This window comes from Paenibacillus sp. cl123 (genome assembly GCF_900101595.1).
Taxonomy (GTDB): domain Bacteria; phylum Bacillota; class Bacilli; order Paenibacillales; family NBRC-103111; genus Paenibacillus_G.
This window is the reverse complement of the sequence record NZ_FMYY01000030.1, coordinates 1-24,656: the sequence shown is the minus strand read 5'-3', so window position 1 is coordinate 24,656 and position 24,656 is coordinate 1. Positions and strand designations below refer to the sequence as shown.

The window sequence follows — 24,656 nt, the reverse complement described above, 5'->3', positions numbered from 1 at the left end:
TTCCGTCTGCCGTTGCCCCGTGTATCCTTCTCTATCCGGCAATTGTCTGCGATACTCGTTGGGTGCCATGCCGGCAGCCACAATCGGGAAATCCCCTATACCGCGTGATCCTCCGCAATCAGCACCTAATGCGCAGCGCAGCCTCCTTCCTGACAAATTTATAGGGATTTCCCCTATTCATCCCGAATTATGTCTATGCTATAGTAGGATGAAATACCTATAAAAAAGTATTCTGCATTTAAAATTTGCCATTAAAGGGGTCCTATGTCGAGGATGGCTGCTAACATACTCCTAATTATGATCGCATTGGTCCTACCCTTCCTGCTGCCTGCCGGGCAATTGCCGACTCACTGGAGTCTCATCCTGCATACAACGCTGGAGACGATCGCCGTTCTTCTCTCCGTCATGATCTTCCTGGGCGGCTGGATTTCTGCCCGGATCAGAGTATCCCCATTCGCCCAAGCCCTGTCTTCGCTGTTTCTCTGCGTGGGCTTGCTGGAGTTCGCTCACATGCTGTCTTACAACGGCATGCCCGGACTGCTGTTATATAACGGCCCCCATACGGCCGTTGTTTTCGGGCTGGCCGCCCGCTCTCTGGTCGCTCTCTCCCTGCTCACGATCGTTGCTTACCCTTGGACGCGGACATCACGCCCGCAGACAAGAACCCATCACGTCATATCCGGGGGAGGACTCCTGCTAACAGTCGCAGCCTACGTGCTGGCGGTACATCTTGAGGATTGGCTCTCCCCTTCTCTGCTGAAGGTATGGGAATATGCGTCCTTCAGGTTGGCTGTGGAGCTTCCCATACTGGCGCTGCTTGTGCTGTCGGTGCTGCTCGTGCAGCGTAAGACCGAGCAGCGGCAGGGGCAGCCATTCGATAAACGGCTCGTGTTCATCGCGCTTCTCCTCGCTCTCGTCAGCGAGGCTTCCTTGACGTTCTATCAGAATAACTCGGAGATTCATATTCTTCTGGCGCATATATGCAAGATTGCCGCGTATTCCCTGATCTTCCGTGCTGTGCTGTGGCCTCATCTTCACACGCCGCCAGCCTTACTGCGACAAAAGGAAGGCGAGACCCGCAACGCGCAGAATCATCTTCATGCAACCTTGGAAAGCATTTATGACGCCGTCATCATTACCGACCGGCTGGGCAGCGTTACCTATGCCAATCCCGCTTCGGCGGCATTCTTCCGGCTATCCGCTCAGGCTATGGCAGGCATGGCCATCGAAGCGCTGTTCAAAATCAAGAGCTATGACCATCCGGTTAAAAGCTGTCTGGCTTCCGGACAATCCAGCGGCATTAAGCCGAGCGAAGTATTCCTGCCCCATGAAGAACGCTGGGTCACCACCGAGTACAGCGTCTCTCCGATCATCGGCGAGCAGCAGGAGATGATCGGGACCGTTCTTGTTTTCCGAGATATAACGGAGCGGATCAAGCAGCAGCAAAATCAGCAGGCGCTGGCTTCGATCATCGAATCCGCGTCCGACTTCATCGCCATGGCTTCCGCTGACGGGAAAGCTCTCTATTATAACAAGACGGCGCGAACCATGCTGGGAATCGCCGACGATGCCGACCTGTCCGCCATCTCGGTCGCCGAGACGCATCCGGCCTGGGCCAAGGACGTTTTGCTGAACGCAGCCCTGCCCGAAGCGGAGGAGCACGGCATGTGGAACGGCGAATCGGCCTTTTTGGGGAAGCGTGGCGAGGAGATTCCGGTATCCCAGGCTATTATGAGTCACCGCAACGAGAAAAACGAGCTGTTATTTTACTCCACCATCGCGCGCAGTCTCTCGGAGATGAGGCTGGCGGAGAGGAAAGAGAGGCTCGCCGTCACCGTATTCGAGAATATTGCGGACGGCATCATGGTGACGGATAACCGTCAGATGATTCAATATGTCAATCCCGCTTTCACGCAGATTACGGGGTTCGAAGAGCAGGATATCGTAGGGGCTTCCCCCAAAATCTTGAGCTCGGGCAAGCATGACCGGGCGTTTTATGATCAGATGTGGAGCAGTATTCGCAGCCACGGCAGCTGGCAGGGGGAGATCTGGAACCGGCGCAAGAACGGAGACGTCTTCCTGGAGTCGATCACCATTACCGGCGTTAAGGACGGCGCGCAATCGATCGCTTACTATATCGGCGTATTCAAGGACGTAACACTTCAAAAGCAGCTGGAAGCCAAGCTTCAGCATCAAGCCTTCCACGATGCGGTTACCGGGCTGCCGAATCGCCTGCTTCTCTACGAACGGATGGAGAAAGCGATGCGGAGCGGGAATACCTTTGCCGTATTGTTCCTTGATCTGGACCGATTCAAACGCATTAACGATACGCTCGGCCATTCCGTAGGCGATCAAGTGCTTAATGTGGTCGCCGAACGTCTGAACGCCTGTTTGCGGACAAGCGATACGGTGGCCAGAACGGGCGGAGACGAGTTCATCCTTCTTCTGGACGGATTAAATCACCCGGAGGATAGCGCCGTCATTGCTCAGAAGATCATACTCGAACTGTCCGCGCCTATTTTCCTGGACCGGTTCGAGCTATATATTACCGTAAGCATCGGCATCAGCTTCTGTCCGCGCGACGGCAAGGATATCCATACCTTGATCAAGCATGCGGATCAAGCCATGTACAGCGCCAAGGAGCAGGGGAGAAACAATTTTCAGGTGTTCTCCCCGGTTCAGGAGGACTCTTCGCCGCAGCTGTTGTCGCTGGAGGTCAGCCTGAGACGAGCCCTTTCGAACGAAGAGCTGAAGCTGCACTATCAGCCGCAAATCGATTCGGTTACTCAGAACATCATCGGCCTCGAAGCGCTGGTTCGTTGGTCGCATCCGGAATGGGGGCCAATTCCTCCCGCCAAATTCATCCCGCTCGCGGAAGAAAGCGGCTTGATCAAAACATTGGACCAATGGGTCATCCGGGAAGCCTGCAGACAGCTCAGGCGTTGGCTGGATGAAGGGTATAAGCCGGTGCCCGTATCCGTCAACGTTTCCATGATGTTGTTCAGACAACCGAATCTGGCCGTCTATATCTCCCAGGCGATGACGGACTCCGGGCTTCCCCCTCACTATCTCGGGATCGAAATAACCGAGAGCACCGTCATGAGCAATCCGGAGATTGCCCTGCAAACGCTCCATGCCTTGAAGGAGATGGGGATCCGCATCTCGCTGGATGATTTCGGCGTAGGCTATTCGTCCCTGAATCACTTGAAGAAGCTGCCGATCGATACGCTCAAAATCGACCGTTCCTTCGTTCAGGATATTCCCGAGGATGCCGAGGACAAGGCCATCGTCCAATCCGTTATTCAGCTTGGCCGGAATCTGGGGCTGTACGTAATTGCAGAAGGGGTCGAAGCCGAGGAGCAGCTCGCCCATCTGCAAAGCCTGCAATGCCAGGCCGTCCAGGGCTTCCTCTTCAGCAAGCCGCTTCCTGAGGCCGAGGTGGTTCGGTTTTTTCAGAAAGGGTAGTTCAAGAGAGAATGCTGGGAAGGCAAAGCGGCCTTAGTCCTGAATTTCATGGGGCCGAGGCCGTTTCTTTGGGTTGTAACGGCAGCGCTTCAACTTCAAACTCACCGCTCCCCATTGCGTATAGAAAATAGACGCAGATGAGCTAGACAAGGATGTATAAACAGTTCAGCATGAAGGCTCTGTTCCTCTGGACTCGCATTCGTTCACTCCGTCTCGTACTCCCTGCTGATACATCTGTTTCAGTTCAACGATATTGAGATCCAGTAGATCTCTTCCCATGCTATAAACTTATCCAACTCCCTCTTGCTCATGCTGCGCTTCATTGCTGCATACGAAGCTTGCTCCATAGCTCGAAGACGAGCTGTATCCTCCTGCTGTTCAACTTGTGCTAGTGCGGCTTCCAATCGACCCTGTATCAAAGACTGTAACTTTCTGGAGTGCCCCATAGCTCAATCCTTCCCCTGAACTGAACCGAATGAAATGAAGTTTGTCTCAGTCAAGCCTGGCTGTGCAATGGATTCAATAGAGTTGTCAGCTGCGGCATCTTGATGTCCATTGATCAGATAAAGGCCGTGATGAGCTAAGTAAATCATGGAAAGTTGTCCTCGGTCGTTGACGATCACATACTCTCGGTCATACTTATCGTAAAACAGGCGATAATGCTTATCCGGTCTGACACCGCTCCAAGCATCGTTATCTGCTGTCCATCGTTCATCAGGTAAGGGCATCCAATGTGTAGCTTCGCTGATATGCGGGGTTATGGTAATGAGCGGGCAAGATGAGGTTTGTTTGAGCATGGCTGACCTCCAAAAAGTGACATCAATGAACATCACATAAAAGACTCATTTTGTGTCCGTTATACATATAATAATTGATAATTGTCAAATAAAAGAAACTATTTGTGTCCTTTATGGTGGATAGGAACGTAGTTTTCTATAATGTGGATGGAGGTGTATCTGCTTGTTCGGAAAACGCTTGGCAGAAGTCAGAACCAATAAAGGTCTTAGCCAGTACGAACTGGCTGAACGCTTAGGATTTAGCAGAGCACAAATTGCCAATTATGAGCAAGGCACAAGAGAACCTGATTTTCATACTTTAATTGTATTTGCAGATTTTTTTGAAGTCAGCCTGGATTATCTACTTGGCCGAACGGAAATTCATGAATTTAACGCCAATGGATACCAAACTTATACTCGAAAAGAGCTTACAGAACGGGAAGAAGGCTTCCTTGAAGAAGCCTTACAGGTTTTTCGGAAATACAGCAGCAGTTAGGCATAAGAAAGTCAGCATGTGTTGACCCTCCTATGCCTAACTAAAAAATTCAACTTATAGATGTAGATTCATGACGAATGATCTAACAGTTGTCCCTTCTAGCTCAGATAAACTAGTCGACTGGCCTATCAATCTTTTTTTGGTATGTTCAAGGCCACATGATGGAATCGCAGATTTACGCCTATCTTCGTTATCCCAAATTGAGCTTTCAAACCAACCAATTAAGTACAGCCCGAACTTACATTTCCCCTCTTTTAAATATCTCCCGACCAGTTGTGTCTCCATGGCTTGAAAAAGTTCCCGATGCCAATTTCCTTTGACTTCGACGATGACTGTAATGACTTCAAAAGCTCCTTTTGTATGCTCAGACAAAGCGGCATTGACATGAATATCTGTACGTTCTCCTGGCATTGACCCTGCGCTGCTGCGTATTTCTACTTCACGATTGACTACAATCCCCCTGCCCACAAGGTCCTCTTCCAGATGCTGTTTTACATAGTCCGAAAAATCGTTCTCTGATCTGGGGCGGTAGAGGTTTCTACCAACTTCATTCCAAAGCCATTTTACTTCAGGCGTAATTCCATGCAGCTTTTGCTCAAGTCTCTTAAGTGATTCAATTAAGGTCTCTAACAGCTGTTGTTCACTTTGAACCAGCCTGCTGTGCCTATTCCCTGCTAATTGGATGATTTCTTTAGGACTCAGCGGGGACCATGTGTCCCGGCGTGTAGCATTTTGTGCTTCTACTAATTTCCACTTTAACCACGGAAGCTCTGGCAGCGCTGCAACTATTCGAGCAACTTGATTGGAGGATTCCAGTGTTCCTTTACTAGACAAATAGCGTAAAAGCTTATCTCTAAATTCAGCTACCTCTTCACGAAGACCTACAAAATGCGCCATCTCGTCATCATCATGATTCGGATCTTCATGGTAAGGGAACTGCTGTACTAGCCAGATATACAAATCAGCGAGTGCTACATCGGGTAAATGATGAAGCAAGCTATATCCTTCGAATCTATTTGAAAGTGAAAGAAACGTATTTTTAACAAAATCCGGTTGAGATTCTTTTAATGACCAAACTGTGTCCCAGCCTACGGTCGGGAGATTCTTTAAAAGCAAAATAGCAGCAATTACAGCTTTTTCACGTGAATTTTCTTCATTTAATAACTCAGAAGAGATGAGAGACTTGGCAAATTCCTCTGATCCTCTTATTTGGTGCCCTAGTAGCCCATCAAGTAAGCATTTCACAGATTCTGGAGCTAAGCTACGGGTCATTAGCATATTTAAAACGGCTTTACCTAATTGGGCATCCCAGCATTCCTTCATAGCACTGATAATAAACACATTAGAATCTTGTTCGTTCTCTTTAAGAATAAGTTGTAACAGATTTGATATCACTTTATCAGGAGCTTGATCATAGGCCAACTTCAGCAATTGATGACGTATCATTTCTTCGTCGCTTCTCGATGTTACCCATTGCGTTAAAATAACGGGTGTCCAGTTTTCCCAATACACGGATGCTAACGATAATAAAAATCCATAATCTTGTTCGTAGACCAGCCTCAGCGCTCTATACCCTGACATAGCAGGCCTATGCCAAATGTTTGTTCCAAACCACTCATCAGCTTCTGTTTTTTTGTCAAGCAAATATTTTCTCGCAGCAGATAAAATACGCACTTCATCAGAAAAACTTACTTTTTCCCAATTTGGTAACGACTTAATATTTGGTACAAATTCTTCAACACGCCTGCTCTCCTCATCAACTCCTAACTCCCAATTTAATAACCACCAAGCATCTAGATTTCCTGCCTCAAATTCATTGAGACGCTGACCTATTCTTTCAAGAATAGGCGGATGGATCGGAGGATGGGCAGGCCTTGGATTTTGCCATGGATTTATGCGAGTGTAATATTTTTTTAATTCTCGAGCTTGTTCGGAATGTAACGGAATACTTTGAAAATAAATTTGACATTGTGCTGCCAACATTTCGTTGTTCTGCATAGCGTGGAAAAGTAAATCCACTTGACTAGAATCAGTCGTATCAAATCTCCTTTGGATTAGACCAATCCATTTTCGTCGTAGTTCTGTAGCCAGTTCTTCCTGAAGCCGTTCAATCATCCATGAGAAATCTTCCGGCCTAATAAGCCAATTAATTGCAGATGTTTCAACTACTTCATGTGAAGCTTCATTGTTTATTAGTGAACAAAGAATCGACCTACGAATCGTATGCCTTTGCAATAAATCACTGATGTATCTAAAATCATCAAAATGCTCCAATCTCACTCGAATAACATTAGTAAACGCCATTAGAACGTCAGGCTGATCAAGATGCTCCCCTGCTTTATTCATAATGCCAAAAATTAAATCATCAACACGGTGATCAATTTGTTGATAATTCGCAACCACTGTTAGTACCCATCGCAACGCGAAAGGCAGTTCGCTCGCTTGTAGCTTATCAAAAACTTCAAAGTTTAAAAACATTCTGTATGCTCCAGTGAATTTTCTGCGTTTTGGAATAGTTAGCCATGCAAATAGTTCTTCACCGGAAATATATTGGGGCCACAAAGCATGCAGTGCCACCCCCTTCAGTTCATCGTCAGCGTCTTCCCCTGCCTCTGATTTAGCTAATGGAATTAATCGCTTTGTATTCTCCCCCTCTGCTAATTCACATAGTGCATATCCTGCTTGTACCCGTAATTGGTACTCCTCGTCCTGATTTAACGCAATTCTAAACAAGTCCTCCTGTAGCACACTTAATTGACATGCTTTTGCTATTCGAATAGCGGCACGCCGCGCCACATTACTATGCCGCTGGTCTATCACATACGTTTTAATTTGTTCAGCAAGGGAAGGATGCTTTAATTTATAAAAATATTCCTCAGAGTCCCAATACATTATTTTTTCAGCATCATATAGTTCCAACAGGCTTGCAACTAACATTCTTTTATCCCCAACGTCTGTACTTGCTACATCACTTCGAAGAAGGATTTGCGGATCTTGCTCAGTAATCTGACGAAAGACATCGACATTCATCATTGATATCCAGGACGAAACCTCATGAAGTTGAGGTACAAGCTTACGTTCTTCACCAAGCGGATGTTCTATTAAACTCATAATTTGCGTAGTAGACAGTTCATGCTGTGTAATGAACCAGGCCGCTAAAAACTCTGCATAGGTTTGATGAGCCCACCCGAATCGGTTCAAACCTCTCGAAGTAAATAGACCTGTCGAGAGAGTTTCTTCAATTTCCGATTCTGACAGTTTCAAAAGTATATCGCTTTGCCGCAGAGATTCGCCCGAAATATCTCCTAGGGTAAGATCTTCATCAGGAATATTACCAAAATTAATTCCTCGCCACACCGCATACTTATTAGAAAAAACCATTAAAGCTGCAATCCTGGAGGCTATCCTTAAACGATCTTTAGCTCTTAAATTTCCTACATGCTGAGATGAAACTCTGCTTTCATTTGTTTCTTCACAAAGCAGCTCGCATCCCTGCATGTACAACTCCTTTTGTGTAGATGGAAAGCTTCCGTGTTGCTTATAAAGGTTCAAAAGGAATTTTAGCGTAACAGGCTTAATTGCCAGGGGAACTACTTCCTTCTCGGATACTTCGCTCATAAACTTATCCGCATCTATTTCGAATGAACTCGCGGCGCTATAAACATCCACTCGTCGCAAAGGAGCCAGTTCCATGATTTGAATATTTTCATCTCCCCATATCTTCCCTAGCTCACGCTCGAGTAGACTCGGCCAATCTGCCGTTCGACATGCAATTCTCAGATAAAGGTTCTTCAAATTCGAATTGTCTTTATGTTTTTGAAACTCTTCTGCCAGCAAACCTGCTACATAATTGAGCTGTAGTAAACACTCATCCAAACTATCCAAAAAGAGATGTAAAGTGCGTTCTCCCCTTAAGCATGCTAAAAACAAAGGATTTTCGAATACATTTCTGATCAATCGCTCCTCCGTTCCATACGAACGGAGATCAATTCTCAGAGTATGATTTCCTTCCTTATCAGCAACGTTTCGCAAAGCCTCTGTTTTTCCAATACCCGGCTCTCCCAACAATACTAAGCAAGGCACCTCTGATATCTTATCAAAGGAAACAACATGTTCATTAAATATGGGCCCATATTCGGATTCGGGATTGTAAAGGTATCCGTCATCAGATAGGTTGATGGTGCCTTTCCTAGAACACCAGAATCTTACCCAAGGAAACATGATATCGTTCATAAAGAGTCCTCCTAATCCGATTGTTCAAGCTTCCCCCCGCTCGCTACGCTTTCCAACGAAATGACTATATGGTGCAAATAAGCCTCGTTGATCCTGCGGCTTACGCCTTCTACGGACTCCCGGTACTGCTCATATTGCCGTTCAAGCTCACTTACTCTTACTTTATCCAACCGTTTCCTTACAAAAAGAACGATCTGATCCTTACTCGTCCATCCGCGAAAATGAATATGAAAGGTCTTCTGCTTGTCTAAACATTTATCTTTAATCCTCACCTCTGTCCTAGCGCTCGTTGCATATTCCCACATAACGTTATCCATGTCCTGCTTAATCTCATCCAATCTAACCGCCATACGTTCGTACTCTCGATTAGGGGCATACCGTCTGGCGTTTAAAATATGCTTCTTCACGACATCAGCCATGTGTAGAATCTCATTCGTGTTCGCATACCTGGTCTTTAATAAAACAGCTACCTTCCTGACAATCAAGTAACGTTGTCTCCGTTCTTTGTTGGCGTACAGATATGCCTTTTCGAAAAATCCAATTTTAAGTTCCTTATTAATAAAACAGACCGAAGCCACTGAATTGCTGCCGAAGTTGTTTAAAGCGTGTTTTGCTATCTGACGCTCAACTTCGGTTAAGTACTGGTAGCTGCCGTTCAAGTAGGTCCGGATATTCTCGTTGGCTGCCTTGGCGTTCCCCTTAAACCAGCTGCTGATTGTATAGAAAATCACATCAGCAATAATAAAGGTAGTAAATATGTTATTGACATCGCCCATGATCTTGTAAGAAGACTGAATAATGTAAGCACAGAAAGCTATACCGTACATCCCAATCCGCAAGTAATTGTGGCTGAGCAAGATGTTCACTTTCAGATAAAAAGGAGCTGTCGACTGTCCACCCATTGCCCAAAACCAAAATTTACAGCCCGCTTGTGTCATAGCCTTGATCAGATAAGCGAATAAAATGACAAAAATAGTAATCGACTGATTGCCGAAAATTTTTGACACATCCAATTCTTGCTGATTGACCAGAAAATCGGAGAAATTATAGTCAAGAGAAAAAAAGGTAAACAGCAGCTTCATTGCCGTCCCGAATATAGACACCATAGTCGGCACCATGCTATGAATACCAATAACCAACAAGGACGAGACAAACAATAAAAGGACGCTGCTTGCCAACACAATGACTATATAATAAATGAGGCAAACCCCGTACCAGACTAACCTTGTTATGAATCGTTTAGCTGGATGAAACCAAAGCAGGAATGATTTATATCTGAAACTCATTTTCTCCGCAAAATCTGATAAGGAAGAGATCGCCCCCACAGAAAACACATACCATAGGACCAGTATGACTAAATCGAAGAACAGCCACCAAATGTTCCGCAAACGTTCCCAAGCACTTAAATTGCTGTTCAACAGCTGCCGAATAGTCGCCTCTCCGGACTCCCGGATGCTCGTCAATATATCCATTGACTTTATGAATAAAACAATAAGGACAATGAACGCCGCTATTCTCCATATATATGTAGGCCATGTCCGTTTCTTCTCCATGCTCTCCCTCCGTTCGCGACCGAGATGCCCGCTTTCGCTTTCCATCCGTCATTTATCGCTCAAATCTCCTGCGCTCCTTGACCATTCTAATCTCCAAATAGCTGCCTATAAACCAAGCAATCGAGCCTGCGCTTACCCAGATCACGATAGCCAATACAGAAAATGACCATAAGATCAGCCATAATGCAAATATAATTTCGCATGAAATGATAGCAAAGGCATTGCCGTGCTCCCGCAAATGTCTGTACGATTCGATATATTCATTCAAATGCCGGTTTCCCGCAGAGTCGCTGTCTGCCACCGAATCCTTTTTGCCGTTTGTCTGCTCCCTCTGGGACCTCAAAAAACTCAGATCCACATAAAAATAAAACAAAGGACTCAAGACCTTCATTTCCTTCATTCGCGGATATATAACCAGCCTGGCTGCATGCAAGATCAGAATCAGCATACTGGAGAGATACATATACAGAAATCCAAAAACCGCGATGATGATGGCTGTAAGCACCGTTAATCCGTCAGTATTCAAGCGTATTAATCCTTGAGCATCTCCGCCAATAACATCATGGAGTTGCAAATGATTGCCGTTAATAGTCATCTTCAAGTTGCCTACTTCAATATCATTTGTGGTGACAAACAGCAGATTATAAAGATAATCTACGCCTTCGTTGCTTCTGGAAAAAAGGGCCTGGTTGATTTCATATTTGAAATTCATAGCCAGAATAAATAAAACAAGCACCCGAATATCGTACCCGACAAATAACGGATAAGGTAAAACTCCAAAATCGATTTCCCATTTTGTATTCCTCTCTACGAATAGTCCTAATTTCCCAGTATGTAATTCCTGATTCATGGAGATCATTCGGCAAATTACGCCAAAATCCTTCTTTTTGGAATTTAATATAAACCTTCCCGATTATGTATGCTTTCTCGCCGGAACGATTATCCGAACGGAACGGTTATGCTACCCACAGCTAATCACAAAAAGAGACAGTGCATTAGCAGCTGTCCCGCGGGATTTTCGAAACAAAGAAATGAACAAGGGCAGACCACAAACATTTCAATGACAAAGTACACTGATCAGAAGCAGATTAAACAGGGACTAGGCTGTGCGTATTCAGCAACCAGACCCATTTAGACGGTTTTTCGTATAAATTTCACCCTTTTTGTCCTCCGGCAAAGCGTATGTAGACGGTTTTTCGCACAAATCTCCTACTTTGGACCGCCAACTGGGCGTATGTAGACGGTTTTTTGTTTAAATCTTCTGCGTTACCGCCAATCGGACGCATTTTATACGGTTTTTCGACTACCTCGGCTACCGCTTAACGTTTTTTTTAATAAATAAACAAATCCTATCGATCTGTTCATTACTTAACAACTTGAGCTTAATTGACAATTGCACATATTTGATAACCTTCTATACTTATGAACATGAGTTCATTAACGTCGAATCAACCACTACCTCCCCAGTAAGGAGCTATAGGAATGCATGTTAAGACCATTAACCATCCAGTTCTTTTTGCCCTGATCCTTTCGGCTTTTTCAGCGTTGGGACCCTTTACGGTCGATATGTATCTGTCATCGCTGCCGCAAATGATGAGTTATTTTCACACCTCTGCATCTCTTATCCAAGCGAGTCTAACTGCCAGTTTGTTGGGGTTAGGTCTGGGGCAGCTCGTTGCAGGTCCTTTAAGCGATGTTCATGGCAGGCGTAAGCCTTTGCTCATTTCGATGCTGCTCTATTTTTTTATTTCTATAGCATGAGCGTTTTCGCCAAACATCGGTATATTTATTGCTTTGCGCTTTATTCAAGGGTTTGTCGCTTCCGCGGGGCTTGTTATTTCTCGCGCGATTGTTCGTGATCAGTACAGCGGAGTAGAGATGGTCAAATTCATGGCGCTGTTGACGATGATTAGCAATGTCGCTCCATTGATTTCCCCTACTGCCGGAAGCGCGGTAACTACATTCACTTCATGGATCGGGGTGTTTATTTCTCTTGGGATTTTAGGGCTTCTTTTAACGGGGATAACTATATGGGGCATAAATGAAAGCTTGCCTGTTGAGCAGCGCATACCAAGCAACTTCAAGGAGATGCTGCGAAACTACGGTTCCTTGCTTCGGAATCGGAGCTTTATGGGATATGCGCTTGTCAATGGCATATTATTTTCCGGTGTATTCGCCTATGTGGCCGGCACTCCATTTATTTATCAAAATATGTATGGCATTTCGCCTCAACTGTTTTCGGTTCTCTTTGCCTTAAATGGGCTTGGGATTATTCTGGGCTCACAGCTTGTCAAACGACTGGCCGGACGAATCGACGAACGCCGTATTTTCCGGATCGGGCTGCTGTTAGCGTTCATCACTACCGCTGCTGTCCTGATTGTCGTGCTGACTCACGGCCCTTTCGTCGCTTTGTTCATCGCCATCTTCTTATTCGCAGCCGCTATCGGCATGATCGGACCGGTTTCCTTTACGCTCGCGATGGAATCACAAGACCATATTGCCGGGAGCGCAGCCGCCGTACTGGGAACTCTTTAATTTGCCCTGGGGGCTGTCACTTCCCCTTTAGTAGGCATCGCAGGAGAAAATTCTGCTGTCCCTTTCGGCATAACCATTTTCACGACGAGTATACTGGCTGTTATCGCTTACATCATCTTGGTGAGAAGGTCGTCAGCACCAGCAGCTTCATCAACTATGTAATTTTCAATTTACCGGTCTGTTCTCTCTAAGTCTGTAATCCCTGCTCAATGCGTTCACCCCACCGAGGAAGAGAATCTGCCCGATAAGTTATTGAGCCGTGATCTGCACCCAGAATAATCTTTCCTGCCGTATGGCTATTATCAATAACAATGAGATGATCAATTAAATGTAGATACGTAAGCAAATTTGCAATAGAAGTGTCATGTCGTCTGATTATATCTTCAACTGGAATATTATGCCCGCCATTTTTAACTCGCGCCGCGACTCTTTCAATATTTAAACGATAATCTCCCAGACCAACATAAAACATGGATACTTCGAATCCGTTCGCTTTAGCGTCGCGCATGAGTCGAATGACGTTGCCTCCAGCTAATGTCGTTTCTACTGAAAAATCTCGTTTGAATTGAATACATTCTCTCGCCAATTTGATGGCGGCTTTACCTGCAGACATTTTTCGGCTTTCCGGATGAAGGAAGTCCAACCCGCGAGCTAATGCATCTGGGTCAATGTTAATACTAATCCCGAGCCGATCAACGATGAGATTACGAATTGTACTTTTTCCGCTGCCATTGTTACCAGCAAATACATACATGATTGAGGTTGTGTCATGCATGTGAGACATCCTGGTCAGTGACTGGGACAATATGACCGTCGTTAAATTCCTTTACGATCTGGCCTTTATCAGTTTTGTATACGATGTAAGTTTCGTTGGCTTTAGCATCCAGCTTAGCCCGATCTCCCGTAAGCTTAATATACTTCTGGAGGTCTTTGATTTGATTCATTTTCTTCACCGTCCTTATCTATATTTAGCATCGGTATTTGGCTTTAATTATAACATACGTTGACTTTGAACTCTCCCCCACTTAGCAAAAGCTTGAATTGGCGGATTCTTGGATAACTGCTTCCAACGAAGCAGAGTTACAAGGTATTTCCCTTCGGAAATACCTCTACCAAGCGATCCCTGCGGTTCCCGCAGTTCGAAGAGAGGCGCTAGATCGCAACTCTCTTTATATTGATTGCGGCATTTTCGTCACGATCATGAACCGTATGGCACGTCGGACACTCCCATTGCCGCACAGTTAGCTTCTTCACTTCTTTGCACACAAATCCGCATACATGACACCTTTGGCTCGTTGGCTCGTACGTGTCTGCAAGCTTGACTGTGCGTCCATACCACGTGGCTTTATACGTCAACTGCCGTCTGAATTCGCTCCAGGATGCATCTGCAATCGATTTTGCCAGTGTGCGATTTTTTAGCATGCTCACCACGTTCAACTTTTCGATACTGATCGTTTGGTTTTCACGGATCAGCCTTATGGTGAATTGATGCAAAAAATCGCGGCGGATATTTGCGATCTTCTCATGGATCGAGGCAACCTTGCGTTTGGCTTTCTGCCAGTTGGCACCGACCTTTGTGCGGCGGGACATCCGGCGTTCCCACCTAGCTAGCTGCTGTTCGTGTTTGCGATAGGCTTGGGGATACGGAACTCGCGGCCCATCGGTGCAAACGGCAAACTCCTTCAGTCCAACATCAATGCCAATCTCTTTGTTGCTTGGCGGCAAAGACTGAACATCCACCTCGCAAACCAACGCAACAAAGTATTTGCCCGCGGCATTTCGCCGAACGGTTGCCGAAAGGATGCGTCCCTCCAGCTCCCTGGAGCGGGCATAACGAATCCATCCAAGCTTCGGAAGTTTGATGCGATTTCCATGAACCGCGATGTTCCCGTTGGTAAACCGGGTCGTATAGCTCTGCACCGGATGCTTGCGGCTCTTGAAACGGGGCCGATCCGATTGCTTGTTGAAAAAGCGATCAAAGCTGTCGGCCACATGCCGAACTGTCGATTGTAGCGCAATGCTATCGACCGATTTCAACCAGTCAAATTCGGCCTTGAGCGAAGGAAGCTGCGTGGCACAGGTGTTGTAGGACAACCCTTTACCCGTTGCCGTATACGTATCGTTCCATTTTCCAAGAAAGTGATTGTATACAAAACGGCAACAACCAAACATCTGCTGAATGAGCTTTTGTTGTTCGGTATTGGGGTAGATGCGATACTTAAAAGCTTTATGATGAGGCATGCCACGCAACCTCCTTTCGTTTGTGAATATGATTCATCATAGCACATATGTTCGCTCAAATCACAAAAACGCCGATTCATCTCCTTCCTTGAGAGGAAGAAGTATTTTCGGCTTTTTGAGGTAAAACCTTATCACTGGAGGATCGTACTACCCCTCACCATTCACGGCGCTTACTATTTACCCTCCAATAAACTCGATCATACCTCAATCCTTATACGGATCAAACTCGTCCGCTCCGGCCATACAAACGCCTATCGGCTTTAGCACGTGCATGACCTCGATCGTTTCAGCATGCGCATCCAGTACGTCTTGAAGCTTCCGGTAAACAAAGGGACTTTCGTCCGTGCCTGCTCCGCGCAGTTCCACTCCGAACTCCCGAACGGCCTGCCGCATTTGCTCCGTTGAGATTTGACCACCGCTGCGGGTACGGGTCCTCCAGTTCATCTTGCCGGCAGCCTGTGTGCGGCTCATAACCCGCCCGGCTCCATGCACAGTGCTATAGTAAGCTTCGCGGTTCTCCAGGCTGTCCTTGCCTCGGACAATCACGGATATATCCCCCATACTGCCGCCGATAAAACCGATCTGCCCAGGTGCGGAAGGGGTCGCCCCTTTACGGACGACAACGACTTCCTTCCCGTTATGTGTCTCTTTCCAAGCAAAGTTATGATGGTTATGCACTTCAAGATCCGCCTCCGCTCCCAGAATGGCCAATACTTGCCGCATCACATAGTCCCTTCCCGCATAGGCATAACGTCCGGCCAACTTCATCGCTCTGTCATACATATCGCCAAGCTCACTGCTCAGATCCAGCAGGACAGGCGGCTGATCCATCTTTTCGCCGGGCGCGCCGGCGAGAAATTCTCTACCGGCGGCCAGGTTGATAAAGCCGCTCGCCGTTTTATGTCCGAACCCTCGGCTCCCAAAGTGATTTGCGATCCATAAGCGGCCGGTTCCCGCTTCTTCGAACAAGTCTACGAAATGGTTGCCGCTGCCCACTGTACCAAGCTGACTCTGCGCCAACCCCTTGAGCTTGTCGTGCTCCTGCTTGCCTACCGCCTTGTATACGGCCCAATTCGGATCATCGAAAAGGTCGTGGTCGACCTGTTCATGATTGACACGCCCTATACCGAACGATATCTTTCGGGCGATCTCATCCATAACTTTCGCCAAGCCGGACTTCATGTCCTTGGCAAACAAGTTGGTCCGCACCGCCTTATTTCCGCATGCAATATCATAACCAACGCCTGAAGGAGAAATTTGCCCGTCATAGACCATAACCCCGCCGATCGGCTGACTGTAGCCTTTATGATGATCCGCCATGAGCAAGGTTTGAACCACATTGCCGGTTTCCGCACATGTTTTCGCTTGAGCAAGCGCCCCGCTGTCGGGATTTCCCCAGACACGCACGCCGTCTATATTCTGATAAGCCATTGTTCATTCAACTCCCGTTTTCCCTATTTTCTCCCCATACTTCCTCCAGCACAGACCGGAACAAATCGTCTAATTGCTGATCCTGGCCCCCATCGGACGTTTGCATACCCGCTGCCGTCCGCTCATAGTAAGCGATTTTTTCCTCCACATACTCGTTGATCGGAGTGATCCTCGGTTCGTAATCCAGCTCATCTCCTGCCTTTTTACGGACAAGCAATTCGCCAATAATCGCCTTAAGCTCGCTCCCCCGCGGCACCGCAGCATCGACCAGCCGGTCAAATTCAATAGGAGGCATAGTAAGATGCTTCTCGATCCACTCGCATGCCAATATCGGGCGGAGAACGTAGAAATATTTTTTGATCTTAACCCGCTCGCCCTGCAGATACTCCCGATAGTTTCCCTTTGCCATGTGCAAATAGTGGTACATACATGACTTAGGTGAAAACGTAAAGGAAGACAGGCCGCGGATTTGTTCGGCAATCGCATGATTCTCCCTGTATACAATCGGAGACTGAAGCCACTCGAGCAGCGGCGGATTCGACTTGCGGAACAAATTCAGCGCTTTGCGCAAATCCCAGCCATTGATGTCCAGCATATCGCTGATCGGCCGCTCGATGACATCCCGTTTCTCGAAGATCGATAAGTACCAATCCTCCGGCCTGACATAGAGAAATCTGACGTCATAATCGCTATCCTTGGAAGGAAATCCCCATGCCCGACTGCCCGATTCGCAAGCATACAAGATCCGCACATGTTCTTCGTGTTCGATCCGTTCTAGCGCGGTCAAGATTTGCTGATGGCAACTGTTCATCCGGCACCCTCCTTAAGCCATAGTTATCACTAGCATTCGTTATTTGCTTGCTGTCCCTTTCTCGCCGATGAGGGAGCTCAGCCGTTCCAACAGATCCCCGCCGCCCGTCAAAGAAATGGACCCGATTTTCTCGCATATTTTCTCCAGGAATTCCAGCTCTTTCAGACGGAATAATGTCTGATTCTCGTCCATCAGCTTCGCGGTGTTCAGCAAGCTTCGGGTCGATGCCGTTTCTTCCCGGCGTGTGATGAGATTCGCCTGGGCCTTTTTCTCAGCGAGCAGGACGGTGCTCAAAATATCCTTCATTTCTCCCGGCAAAATGACATCCTTAACCCCGGCACTCAGGAACTGTACGCCGAACTCCTCACTCTTGTCCCGTATACGAGACAGGATGAACGACGCTATGTCCTCTTTCCTTTTCAGGAGATCGTCTAATTTAAGTGTTCCGACATACTCCCGGAGCATGAGCTGAAGCTGGATATGAATTTGCTCGTCGAACGATTTCATCTCCAAGGCGCGCAGCGGCTGTACGATCTTGTATTGGCAGACAAAATTCAACCGCAGCGTAACTTTATCCTCCGTCATAATCTCTTGGCCGATCAGATCCATCTGTTGTTGTCTTAGATCAATCGACTTGACTGTAACCGAAACGGGGCCCTTCCAGAAATAATACTTTCCAGGGGAAAGCTCCCGCTGCAAAACATGATCATAAAATAAAAATCCGGACTCGCAGCTCGCGATTTCGTAGGACTGTATATGGCCCGCAAGCTTCGGTATAATTGAGCGGTCCACCTCGGAGGGCAGTTCCGGTTTTCGGATATCCGTATGTAAAAACGCATGTTTTTTCAGCACGTTCCAGTAGGCGTAAACACCGGGCTTAAGCAGCTGTACGAATTGGCCGTCCTCATAATGCAGCACGTATTCATGATCTGGCACACGTACGATATCCAGCTCTCGCACGAGGTCAGCATCGTGAAGGAACAGCTGCAAATCTTTGCCCTCTATGGCGAATTTATTCGCGATATTCATCACGACAACAGTAGTTTGCGACCACATGAAATAGCGATAGGTCCCCGGATTGAGCTTTTTCACGTAACTTCCTTTATGAAAAAGCAAACCCCGTTGGTCAGCTTGAATGATTACTTTGTTAAACATGTTCGTTACCCCCTCATGGTTCGACCATTGGATGTAGAATCCCGCTGTGGTTTGGGCGGAATCTCGTTTCAGATAAGCGGTCTTCCGGTGATGTTAAGGACATCTGATGCAGGAGGGTGACTTTGTTTCAGCCATTCTCCTGCCTCTTCTATCCTGAAAATCCTGCCGGCGTCTAGCACTATCGGTATCCACGGATCACAGAGCCTTGCCTGCAGTGCGCTAAACTAGCCGCCAGGGATTCTACCCTCTGGTCTTCTTCAACATTTGCGCTCAATTGAAAGTCGAGCCTTCTACCAGAATCGCTCACTAGGCGATTGGGGAATCGAACCCCAAATACTGGCTTCTTACCGTTCCCATCGTACAGGATACCGCAGCCTGACAGGCACGGCACTGCGGGATACATCGATATCCTCGCCTCGTTACGACCGTCCGGATAAGAAGCGATGTGTGTTACAGGTTCTATATTCGCTCATTTCGCTCTGAACGAACATGGCGAAAGTATTACGACCCGCTATAAAGTTTGCCATTTCATCCAAATCCCTCCCCTGCTACAATGGAAGAAGATGTTCCATTTGAACGGAGGATACCTTTGGCCAAAGAAAGCTTTGATAAAGAAATCCAATTCCTGCGTATGCTGGCGCTGACAAGCGGGGCGTTCAGCAGGCAACAGTTCGCAGAACGGCTCGGCATTTCCGTCCATACCTTCGATAAAACGCTCCGACGGCTCAAAGAAGTTGTAAGCTCCATGCACCAGCATTTGCCGCAGGAACAAAGCAAGGAATTTTCCGAGACGATTCGCTTCAGTTATTATGACTCCACCGATCCCCTGCTCTTGTTTCTGTTTCGCGCCAAATCTGTCAAAGAATCCGAAAGCCAAAGAATCTCGCTGCTAATAGCTGCGATGAATGAGCGGGCTTTGACTGCCAGAGAGCTTTTGGATATATGCTGCGGCAGTCCGTCTTCCGAGCTGTCTCTGCCTGACGAGAAGACGATTCGGTCGGACCTCAAGTACCTGGAGGAGGTCGGAGTTATCAAGAGGGAGCCGGGTCCCCGCCCTTATCGGTATCGCATCCAGGACGACTTGATTCGCGATTTATCCGACGAGGAGCTAATTGATCTGTACGATTTTGTGGATGTGATGGCCAACACGCAGATCCCTTCCGTGCAAGGATATTTGCTGCGCGATGGACTGAAGAAGCATCTTTTGCGCAAAGCATTTGAGCCGCATGCCGTCGAACCTTTTTTATATAAATACCATTATTACTCGCGGATTTTGGATGAGGCGCATCTGTTCACGCTTCTTCATGCCATACGTCACCGTCGTAAAGTCCGTTTTCTATATTTCTCGCCGAAGTCTGACAAAAGCTACGCTTCCAAAAACACCAATCCTCTGTTTGAACGTGATGCAAACGGTAGGGCCGAAAAGACGCTCCCGCTTAAGATTGTTTACGATCATCAATATGGGAGATGGTATTTGCTTTCTTACAGCCGGTCCGTGATCCGGAAATACCGCATGGAAGGAATCACGCAAATCGAAGAGGAAGAAGCCGTGGATGAAGCCTGGTATGAGGAGAAGAAAAGTGAGCTTGCCGAGAAAATACGATACAGCTGGCTGATCGATACCGGACGACTGGTGACGATACGCGCGCGTTTTTTTAATCCGGAAGGCTCCGAACCGAATTTTATCAAGGAACGGGTACTGCTGCAGGGGCAATGGGGAGAAATTGTATTTGAAGATGAGCATTCATTTATATACGAGATCCCCGTAAACGGGACCACTGAAATTAAGCCATGGCTGCGAAGCTTCGGTTCCAGCTGTGAGGTTCTGGAGCCCGCTTCGTTTCGCCAGGAAATGATCGCCGAATGGAAGGAGATTCAGTCGTATTATGAATCTGTTTGAGAAAATCTTCAATCACCAGATCATCTCCCGGCTGGAGGACTCCGGTACGTTCATGATCACCTCGCACGAGAGGGCATGGCTGAAAACAATGCTGGAACATCCCGCGGCGGCCGATGCTTTTACGGCCGGCACTTTAGACAAGCTGCGGTCTGCCCTTGTTCCGGATCAGGTGATGGATACGTCTCCCCACTTGATTGAAAAAGCCGGTACGATGGAAAAGCAGGTCTACCACCCGCTCCTGCGGCCTTTGCGCCGACATATCATGAATAAAACGGGCATCCGGATCACGTACGAGATGAAGGGCGGGCGTGTAAACACAGAGCATTCGGGCTTCCCATACAAGCTGGAGTACTCCATGGTCAAACGGGAGTGGTACTTGCTCTGGTATCATATTCGGCATCACGCCTTCATGAGCACAAGGCTGAAGAAAATCCATTCTGTCACATCGGAGCCTATCGAATCCTCAGCTGCGGAAAGCATCCTGAAGAAGATCGGAAAAACGCTTGAATCGCGTAAAACGGAAGCCGTCATTGAAATTATTCGTACCTATAACGAAGAGCTGTCCCGTATCCTATACGTGTTCTCCAGCTTTGAGAAAAAGGTGGAGTATGCTGCGGATACCGATACCTATCGAGTCACGGTTTGTCTGCTTGGAGATGAGATGGAGTATTTACTTTCCAAAATCCGCTTTCTGGGAAAACGGATTCGGGTAGTCGAAGGCGATTATTTAAAAAAGCGCATGCTCGAAGCATCGACGAAAGCCTTGGAGCGCTACGGTGTCGTTGCGGGTGAAGAGGAGCTTACTTCGTCATTGGTGGGGGAGTAATAGGGAGTATGGCATAAAGGTCAATCAGACAATCATCACCTTGCTCAAAGGTGATATTACGAAAGTAACAGCCGACGTGATTGTTAATGCTGCGAATACAAGCTTACAAATTTGAAAATGGCGATAAGCTTGTGCGCAGCTTCGGGATTGGCGGCTATGAGTACTCGTTCCAAAAGCGGATTGATCACATCCAACTTGGCCATTTCATCATAAATGATATCTCGTTAAACTTTGGCGTCTTCCATGATGAGATTAGCAGCATTAATGGACTTATCGGCTTAGATATCTTGAAAAGTGGCAATATGGTCAATGACCTTCATCAGATGCAAATGTATCCGGCAAACATCGATTAGCACTGTGAGGGGAAGCGAAAAGGCCCTCGTCCCATTTCATCTCCATCAACTATGTGAGAGATAACCCGCAGTCGTGGCACCTACGTCCATCTTGAGTTGTGCTTTAATTGCCTTCCTTTAAAGTTTGATTTTATGTACAAAAAAGCTCCGATTCCACTGTGTTAGTGGAACCGGAGTTTTCTTCCCTGAAATTCGAGGTTTTTCGCTCAGCTTAAGCAGTAGCGGGTATTCCTTGGAAATCCCATACTTCGACTACCCGCCGGAAGCGTTTTGTACGATTTTCCGCATAAATCCCATACTTTGACCGCAACTCGGGAGCGTTTTATACGATTTTCCACACAATTCCCCTACTTCAACCGCCACTCGGGAGCGTTTTATACGGTTTTCCGCACAACTCCCATACTTCGCCCCCCGATCAGGAGAGTTTATATGGTTTTCCGCACATGTCCCAAGCTTCGACTACCCATCGGGGGTATTTTAATAGACTGACCTAGCCCCACAGCCTATTTACAAGGAAAACGTAGTTGCCCGGAAGTACGCGCCTAGCACCATGCCTGGGGTCAGCGGTTGGTTCGCTGCGATCTTCTCTGTATAACCCATTTCGTCAGCCGGGTATCGGTATACGATGAAGCCCCCGCGTCCAAGTTGGTGTCCACGTTATTCGATTCTGTGGAAGCTGGCCCCGGATAAGCGCCATCTGCTTATCCAGCTGTTCCGCATAAAAGTTGATGTTCGACTCTATGGAGGTAGCAAATTGATGACGGATATACCACAATCCTATCGTATTGATCCAAAGGCTGAACAGATACACCGGAATGATCAGCAGCGTAACACAATGACGATTCTCTGATACACATGCAGCTTTCTATGCAATCCTAAGCTGACAGTTCCCGGAGCGATTCCATCGTCATCCGTTCCACGAACTTGCCGAACTTTTCTTTCTTTTTCCCTTGCTCCTGAAACATGGCGATTAATCGGGAAACGATCGGAATCACCTGTTCTTCCTTCACTCCGGACATAAAGAGCTTGGCGAGCTCAGCCTTCAGCCCTTTCGCTTCGCCGCCTACGTAAATATCGAATGCATCCTTCATCTTCACCACCGCAATGTCCTTCAGAAGCGGCTCGCTCGTTCCCAAGGCGCATCCCGCAAAGCCGATTTTCAGCGGACTCGGCACCTCACGGCCCGAGATCACCTCATCCAGCGCCTTGGCCACATCCAGTCCGGCCTCCTCCGCCCCCCTGCAGAAATGACAGGCAATCAGGCTTTTGGTATAAAAACCGGCCGGAAGGACCTGGAGCCCTGCCCCTCGAAGCGCATCCTGCACCTCTTCCAGCCGCTCCTCTTCCATAGCGATATAAAGCTGCTTAAACGTGGTCAATTCGATTTTGGCATCCTCACCGACGATACGTCCCAAGATTGCCAGCTGCTCCGGCTTAAATACGGTGCCCCCTACTTCAAAACCAGGCGTAACCGCAAATTTCCGAATGGCCACTTCGTTCACTCTCCCCTTATCTGTTGATATGACTCAAGGCACTTTGACGACGAAAGGCACGGTAATCACCTGATCGTTATGCTTAAATTGTCCCCATATTTTATACACGCCGCTCTTCGGAAACGTCGTCATAAACTTGGCGTCCGGGCCGCTTGCTTTCTCATCCACAGGATGCACATGCAGGTATTGCTCGGCATCGGCCGTCAAAATCACGACATGCCCGACAGCGCCCAGATACGGCTGGAGGTTCGTAATGGGGGCCTTCGTTTTCTCGTCTTTGATGGTATAGGTGAGCGTCAATTCCTTGCCCGCCGCAAGCTGATCAACCTGCAGCGTGACCTGTTTTCCGTTCAGTGCCGCCGTTAATCCCGGACTAGGTTGAATCGGTTCGGTTTGCCCCGGCGTACCCTCTACATGAATCCACTCCATTTGGGTCATCGCGCTGCCGCCGGTCGGAACAAAGTCGGCAATCAGCTTATAATCTCCGCCCGCTGGAAACTGCGTCACAATCTCAAATACGCCGTTGCCTTTAAATTCGGGGTGGATGTGGTTGAAAAACGATAAATCTTGGCTGACGATAATCAGGTGCAGTTTCTTTTCATGATTCGTATCGAAATTTTCGATCGGCTTGCCGTTATTCCGTATTTCCACCCGAATGGCTGTATCCTGCTTCGCCTGCGGTTTTTGTCCTCCTGCAAGGGTCCAAACAGCCTTTACGGCTTCGGCTTGCCTGTCATTCCCGCCTTTACTTCCATGCCCGGCATGCTCCTGACCTGTCCCGTTCTTCACTTGGTTATCCGATTGATGCCCCCCATGATTGTCATCCATCGCAGCATGATCCCCTTCCTTAGTGGGCGTGTTCGTTCCGCAAGCTGCAAGCACAACTGTAATCGTTATCAACAGAAATAGCAGTCGTTTCATACCTTCTTCACTCCTTGTTCGCTTGCGCCGATTATTCTCAGCGCCCCTTCGATCGAATTAACACAGTGTCCGCAAGACATTCCTTCCACTTTCAGCGTTCCGTTTGTCATGGTCCCTCCCACTATAAAGTAATGTTTTCTTCTGTTTTCTCACGTATTCTCAATATTTCAACTTTGACAGCTTGAGCGGTAATAGCGGAGAATGTAGCCTATGCAACTGACTGGAGTCAGAGCGTAGGCGGGAATAGAGCTTAGGATGTCAGATTCCAAAACTGTGGATGATTCGGTATGATCGCACAGTTGGATATCCACATTCACCCTCGGGGTTTACCCTCCCATGTCACGCTGGGTCTATGCCCTCACATTCCTTCGTTCTACCTCTCAAGGGGTGGATGCCGATTCTTGCTCCTTTACGGGGTCGTTGCCCTTATGGAATGTAGTCCTTCGGCTGCTCCAGTGCTTCCGTTG

At 47.5% G+C, this 24,656-nt stretch carries 16 protein-coding genes and 2 pseudogenes; 6 read left to right on the top strand and 12 right to left on the bottom strand.

Features of this window, described 5'->3' with window-relative positions:
- Window positions 1–273: 273 nt before the first annotated feature.
- Complete coding sequence (locus tag BLR08_RS27830; protein ID WP_176835624.1) at window positions 274–3,465, top strand: bifunctional diguanylate cyclase/phosphodiesterase; 3,192 nt, start codon at window positions 274–276, stop codon at window positions 3,463–3,465.
- A 449-nt stretch (window positions 3,466–3,914) separates the two neighbouring features.
- Here BLR08_RS27830 and BLR08_RS27820 read toward each other — a convergent pair whose 3' ends face one another.
- Complete coding sequence (locus BLR08_RS27820) at window positions 3,915–4,262, bottom strand: hypothetical protein (protein ID WP_072337790.1); 348 nt, start codon at window positions 4,260–4,262, stop codon at window positions 3,915–3,917.
- 163 nt (window positions 4,263–4,425) lie between these two features.
- Between BLR08_RS27820 and BLR08_RS32200 the strand changes: the two genes are divergently transcribed.
- Window positions 4,426–4,737, top strand: coding sequence for a helix-turn-helix domain-containing protein (locus tag BLR08_RS32200; protein WP_072337789.1), 312 nt, complete (start codon window positions 4,426–4,428; stop codon window positions 4,735–4,737).
- Between the two features lie 54 nt (window positions 4,738–4,791).
- Here BLR08_RS32200 and BLR08_RS27810 read toward each other — a convergent pair whose 3' ends face one another.
- Genes BLR08_RS27810 through BLR08_RS27800 form a run of 3 tightly spaced genes read right to left on the bottom strand, consistent with a single transcriptional unit; the run spans window position 4,792 to window position 11,373 of the window.
- On the bottom strand, window positions 4,792–8,970 hold the full coding sequence (locus BLR08_RS27810) for an NACHT domain-containing protein (protein WP_072337788.1): 4,179 nt from the start codon (window positions 8,968–8,970) through the stop codon (window positions 4,792–4,794).
- Window positions 8,971–8,981: 11 nt separating this feature from the next.
- On the bottom strand, window positions 8,982–10,523 hold the full coding sequence (locus tag BLR08_RS27805) for a hypothetical protein (RefSeq protein ID WP_143014483.1): 1,542 nt from the start codon (window positions 10,521–10,523) through the stop codon (window positions 8,982–8,984).
- Window positions 10,524–10,575: 52 nt separating this feature from the next.
- Window positions 10,576–11,373, bottom strand: coding sequence for a hypothetical protein (locus BLR08_RS27800; RefSeq protein WP_143014482.1), 798 nt, complete (start codon window positions 11,371–11,373; stop codon window positions 10,576–10,578).
- 632 nt (window positions 11,374–12,005) lie between these two features.
- Here BLR08_RS27800 and BLR08_RS27795 point away from each other — a divergent pair.
- Window positions 12,006–13,220: pseudogene (locus BLR08_RS27795) on the top strand (multidrug effflux MFS transporter).
- Between the two features lie 25 nt (window positions 13,221–13,245).
- Here BLR08_RS27795 and BLR08_RS27790 read toward each other — a convergent pair.
- From BLR08_RS27790 to BLR08_RS27770, 5 genes are all read right to left on the bottom strand, one after another.
- The gene (locus BLR08_RS27790) at window positions 13,246–13,833 is read right to left on the bottom strand and encodes an ATPase (protein ID WP_072337785.1); all 588 of its coding nucleotides are present in this window, start codon (window positions 13,831–13,833) and stop codon (window positions 13,246–13,248) included.
- Window positions 13,834–14,210: 377 nt separating this feature from the next.
- Entirely contained in the window at window positions 14,211–15,299 is a 1,089-nt protein-coding gene (gene tnpB / locus BLR08_RS27785; protein WP_072337783.1) for an IS200/IS605 family element RNA-guided endonuclease TnpB, read from the bottom strand.
- Between the two features lie 204 nt (window positions 15,300–15,503).
- A complete protein-coding gene (locus BLR08_RS27780) occupies window positions 15,504–16,730 on the bottom strand; it encodes an RtcB family protein (RefSeq protein WP_072337781.1) in 1,227 nt (408 codons plus the stop codon).
- Between the two features lie 7 nt (window positions 16,731–16,737).
- A complete protein-coding gene (locus BLR08_RS27775) occupies window positions 16,738–17,541 on the bottom strand; it encodes a nucleotidyltransferase domain-containing protein (protein ID WP_072337779.1) in 804 nt (267 codons plus the stop codon).
- A 39-nt stretch (window positions 17,542–17,580) separates the two neighbouring features.
- Window positions 17,581–18,696 carry a slipin family protein gene (locus BLR08_RS27770; RefSeq protein ID WP_072337777.1) on the bottom strand — a complete coding sequence of 372 codons (1,116 nt, stop codon included), beginning with the start codon at window positions 18,694–18,696 and terminating at the stop codon, window positions 17,581–17,583.
- Window positions 18,697–19,285: 589 nt separating this feature from the next.
- Between BLR08_RS27770 and BLR08_RS27765 the strand changes: the two genes are divergently transcribed.
- From BLR08_RS27765 to BLR08_RS27755, 3 genes are all read left to right on the top strand, one after another.
- Complete coding sequence (locus tag BLR08_RS27765; RefSeq protein WP_072337775.1) at window positions 19,286–20,596, top strand: helix-turn-helix transcriptional regulator; 1,311 nt, start codon at window positions 19,286–19,288, stop codon at window positions 20,594–20,596.
- Window positions 20,583–21,422 (top strand): WYL domain-containing protein, encoded by an 840-nt coding sequence (locus tag BLR08_RS27760; RefSeq protein ID WP_072337773.1) that lies wholly within the window; start codon window positions 20,583–20,585, stop codon window positions 21,420–21,422. Before BLR08_RS27765 ends, BLR08_RS27760 begins: the two co-directional genes overlap by 14 nt.
- A gap of 86 nt (window positions 21,423–21,508) precedes the next feature.
- Window positions 21,509–21,775, top strand: coding sequence for a pepsin/retropepsin-like aspartic protease family protein (locus tag BLR08_RS27755; protein ID WP_072337771.1), 267 nt, complete (start codon window positions 21,509–21,511; stop codon window positions 21,773–21,775).
- Between the two features lie 875 nt (window positions 21,776–22,650).
- Here the strand turns inward: BLR08_RS27755 and BLR08_RS27750 are convergent.
- The 3 genes and pseudogenes from BLR08_RS27750 to BLR08_RS31940 form a co-directional block, all read right to left on the bottom strand.
- A complete protein-coding gene (locus BLR08_RS27750; protein ID WP_072337769.1) occupies window positions 22,651–23,268 on the bottom strand; it encodes an NAD(P)/FAD-dependent oxidoreductase in 618 nt (205 codons plus the stop codon).
- 33 nt (window positions 23,269–23,301) lie between these two features.
- Window positions 23,302–24,189 (bottom strand): hypothetical protein, encoded by an 888-nt coding sequence (locus tag BLR08_RS27745; protein WP_072337767.1) that lies wholly within the window; start codon window positions 24,187–24,189, stop codon window positions 23,302–23,304.
- A 20-nt stretch (window positions 24,190–24,209) separates the two neighbouring features.
- A pseudogene (locus tag BLR08_RS31940) lies at window positions 24,210–24,299 on the bottom strand (cation transporter); the annotation flags it as partial.
- Between the last annotated feature and the right edge of the window lie 357 nt (window positions 24,300–24,656).

Coding starts and splice junctions, on each gene's coding strand:
- BLR08_RS27830 (WP_176835624.1), top strand. CDS start 274: ATGGCTGCTAACATACTCCTAATTATGATCGCATTGGTCCTACCCTTC.
- BLR08_RS27820 (WP_072337790.1), bottom strand. CDS start 4,262: ATGCTCAAACAAACCTCATCTTGCCCGCTCATTACCATAACCCCGCAT.
- BLR08_RS27810 (WP_072337788.1), bottom strand. CDS start 8,970: ATGAACGATATCATGTTTCCTTGGGTAAGATTCTGGTGTTCTAGGAAA.
- BLR08_RS27805 (WP_143014483.1), bottom strand. CDS start 10,523: ATGGAGAAGAAACGGACATGGCCTACATATATATGGAGAATAGCGGCG.
- BLR08_RS27800 (WP_143014482.1), bottom strand. CDS start 11,373: ATGAATCAGGAATTACATACTGGGAAATTAGGACTATTCGTAGAGAGG.
- BLR08_RS27790 (WP_072337785.1), bottom strand. CDS start 13,833: ATGCATGACACAACCTCAATCATGTATGTATTTGCTGGTAACAATGGC.
- tnpB (WP_072337783.1), bottom strand. CDS start 15,299: ATGCCTCATCATAAAGCTTTTAAGTATCGCATCTACCCCAATACCGAA.
- BLR08_RS27780 (WP_072337781.1), bottom strand. CDS start 16,730: ATGGCTTATCAGAATATAGACGGCGTGCGTGTCTGGGGAAATCCCGAC.
- BLR08_RS27775 (WP_072337779.1), bottom strand. CDS start 17,541: ATGAACAGTTGCCATCAGCAAATCTTGACCGCGCTAGAACGGATCGAA.
- BLR08_RS27770 (WP_072337777.1), bottom strand. CDS start 18,696: ATGTTTAACAAAGTAATCATTCAAGCTGACCAACGGGGTTTGCTTTTT.
- BLR08_RS27760 (WP_072337773.1), top strand. CDS start 20,583: ATGAATCTGTTTGAGAAAATCTTCAATCACCAGATCATCTCCCGGCTG.
- BLR08_RS27755 (WP_072337771.1), top strand. CDS start 21,509: ATGCTGCGAATACAAGCTTACAAATTTGAAAATGGCGATAAGCTTGTG.
- BLR08_RS27745 (WP_072337767.1), bottom strand. CDS start 24,189: ATGAAACGACTGCTATTTCTGTTGATAACGATTACAGTTGTGCTTGCA.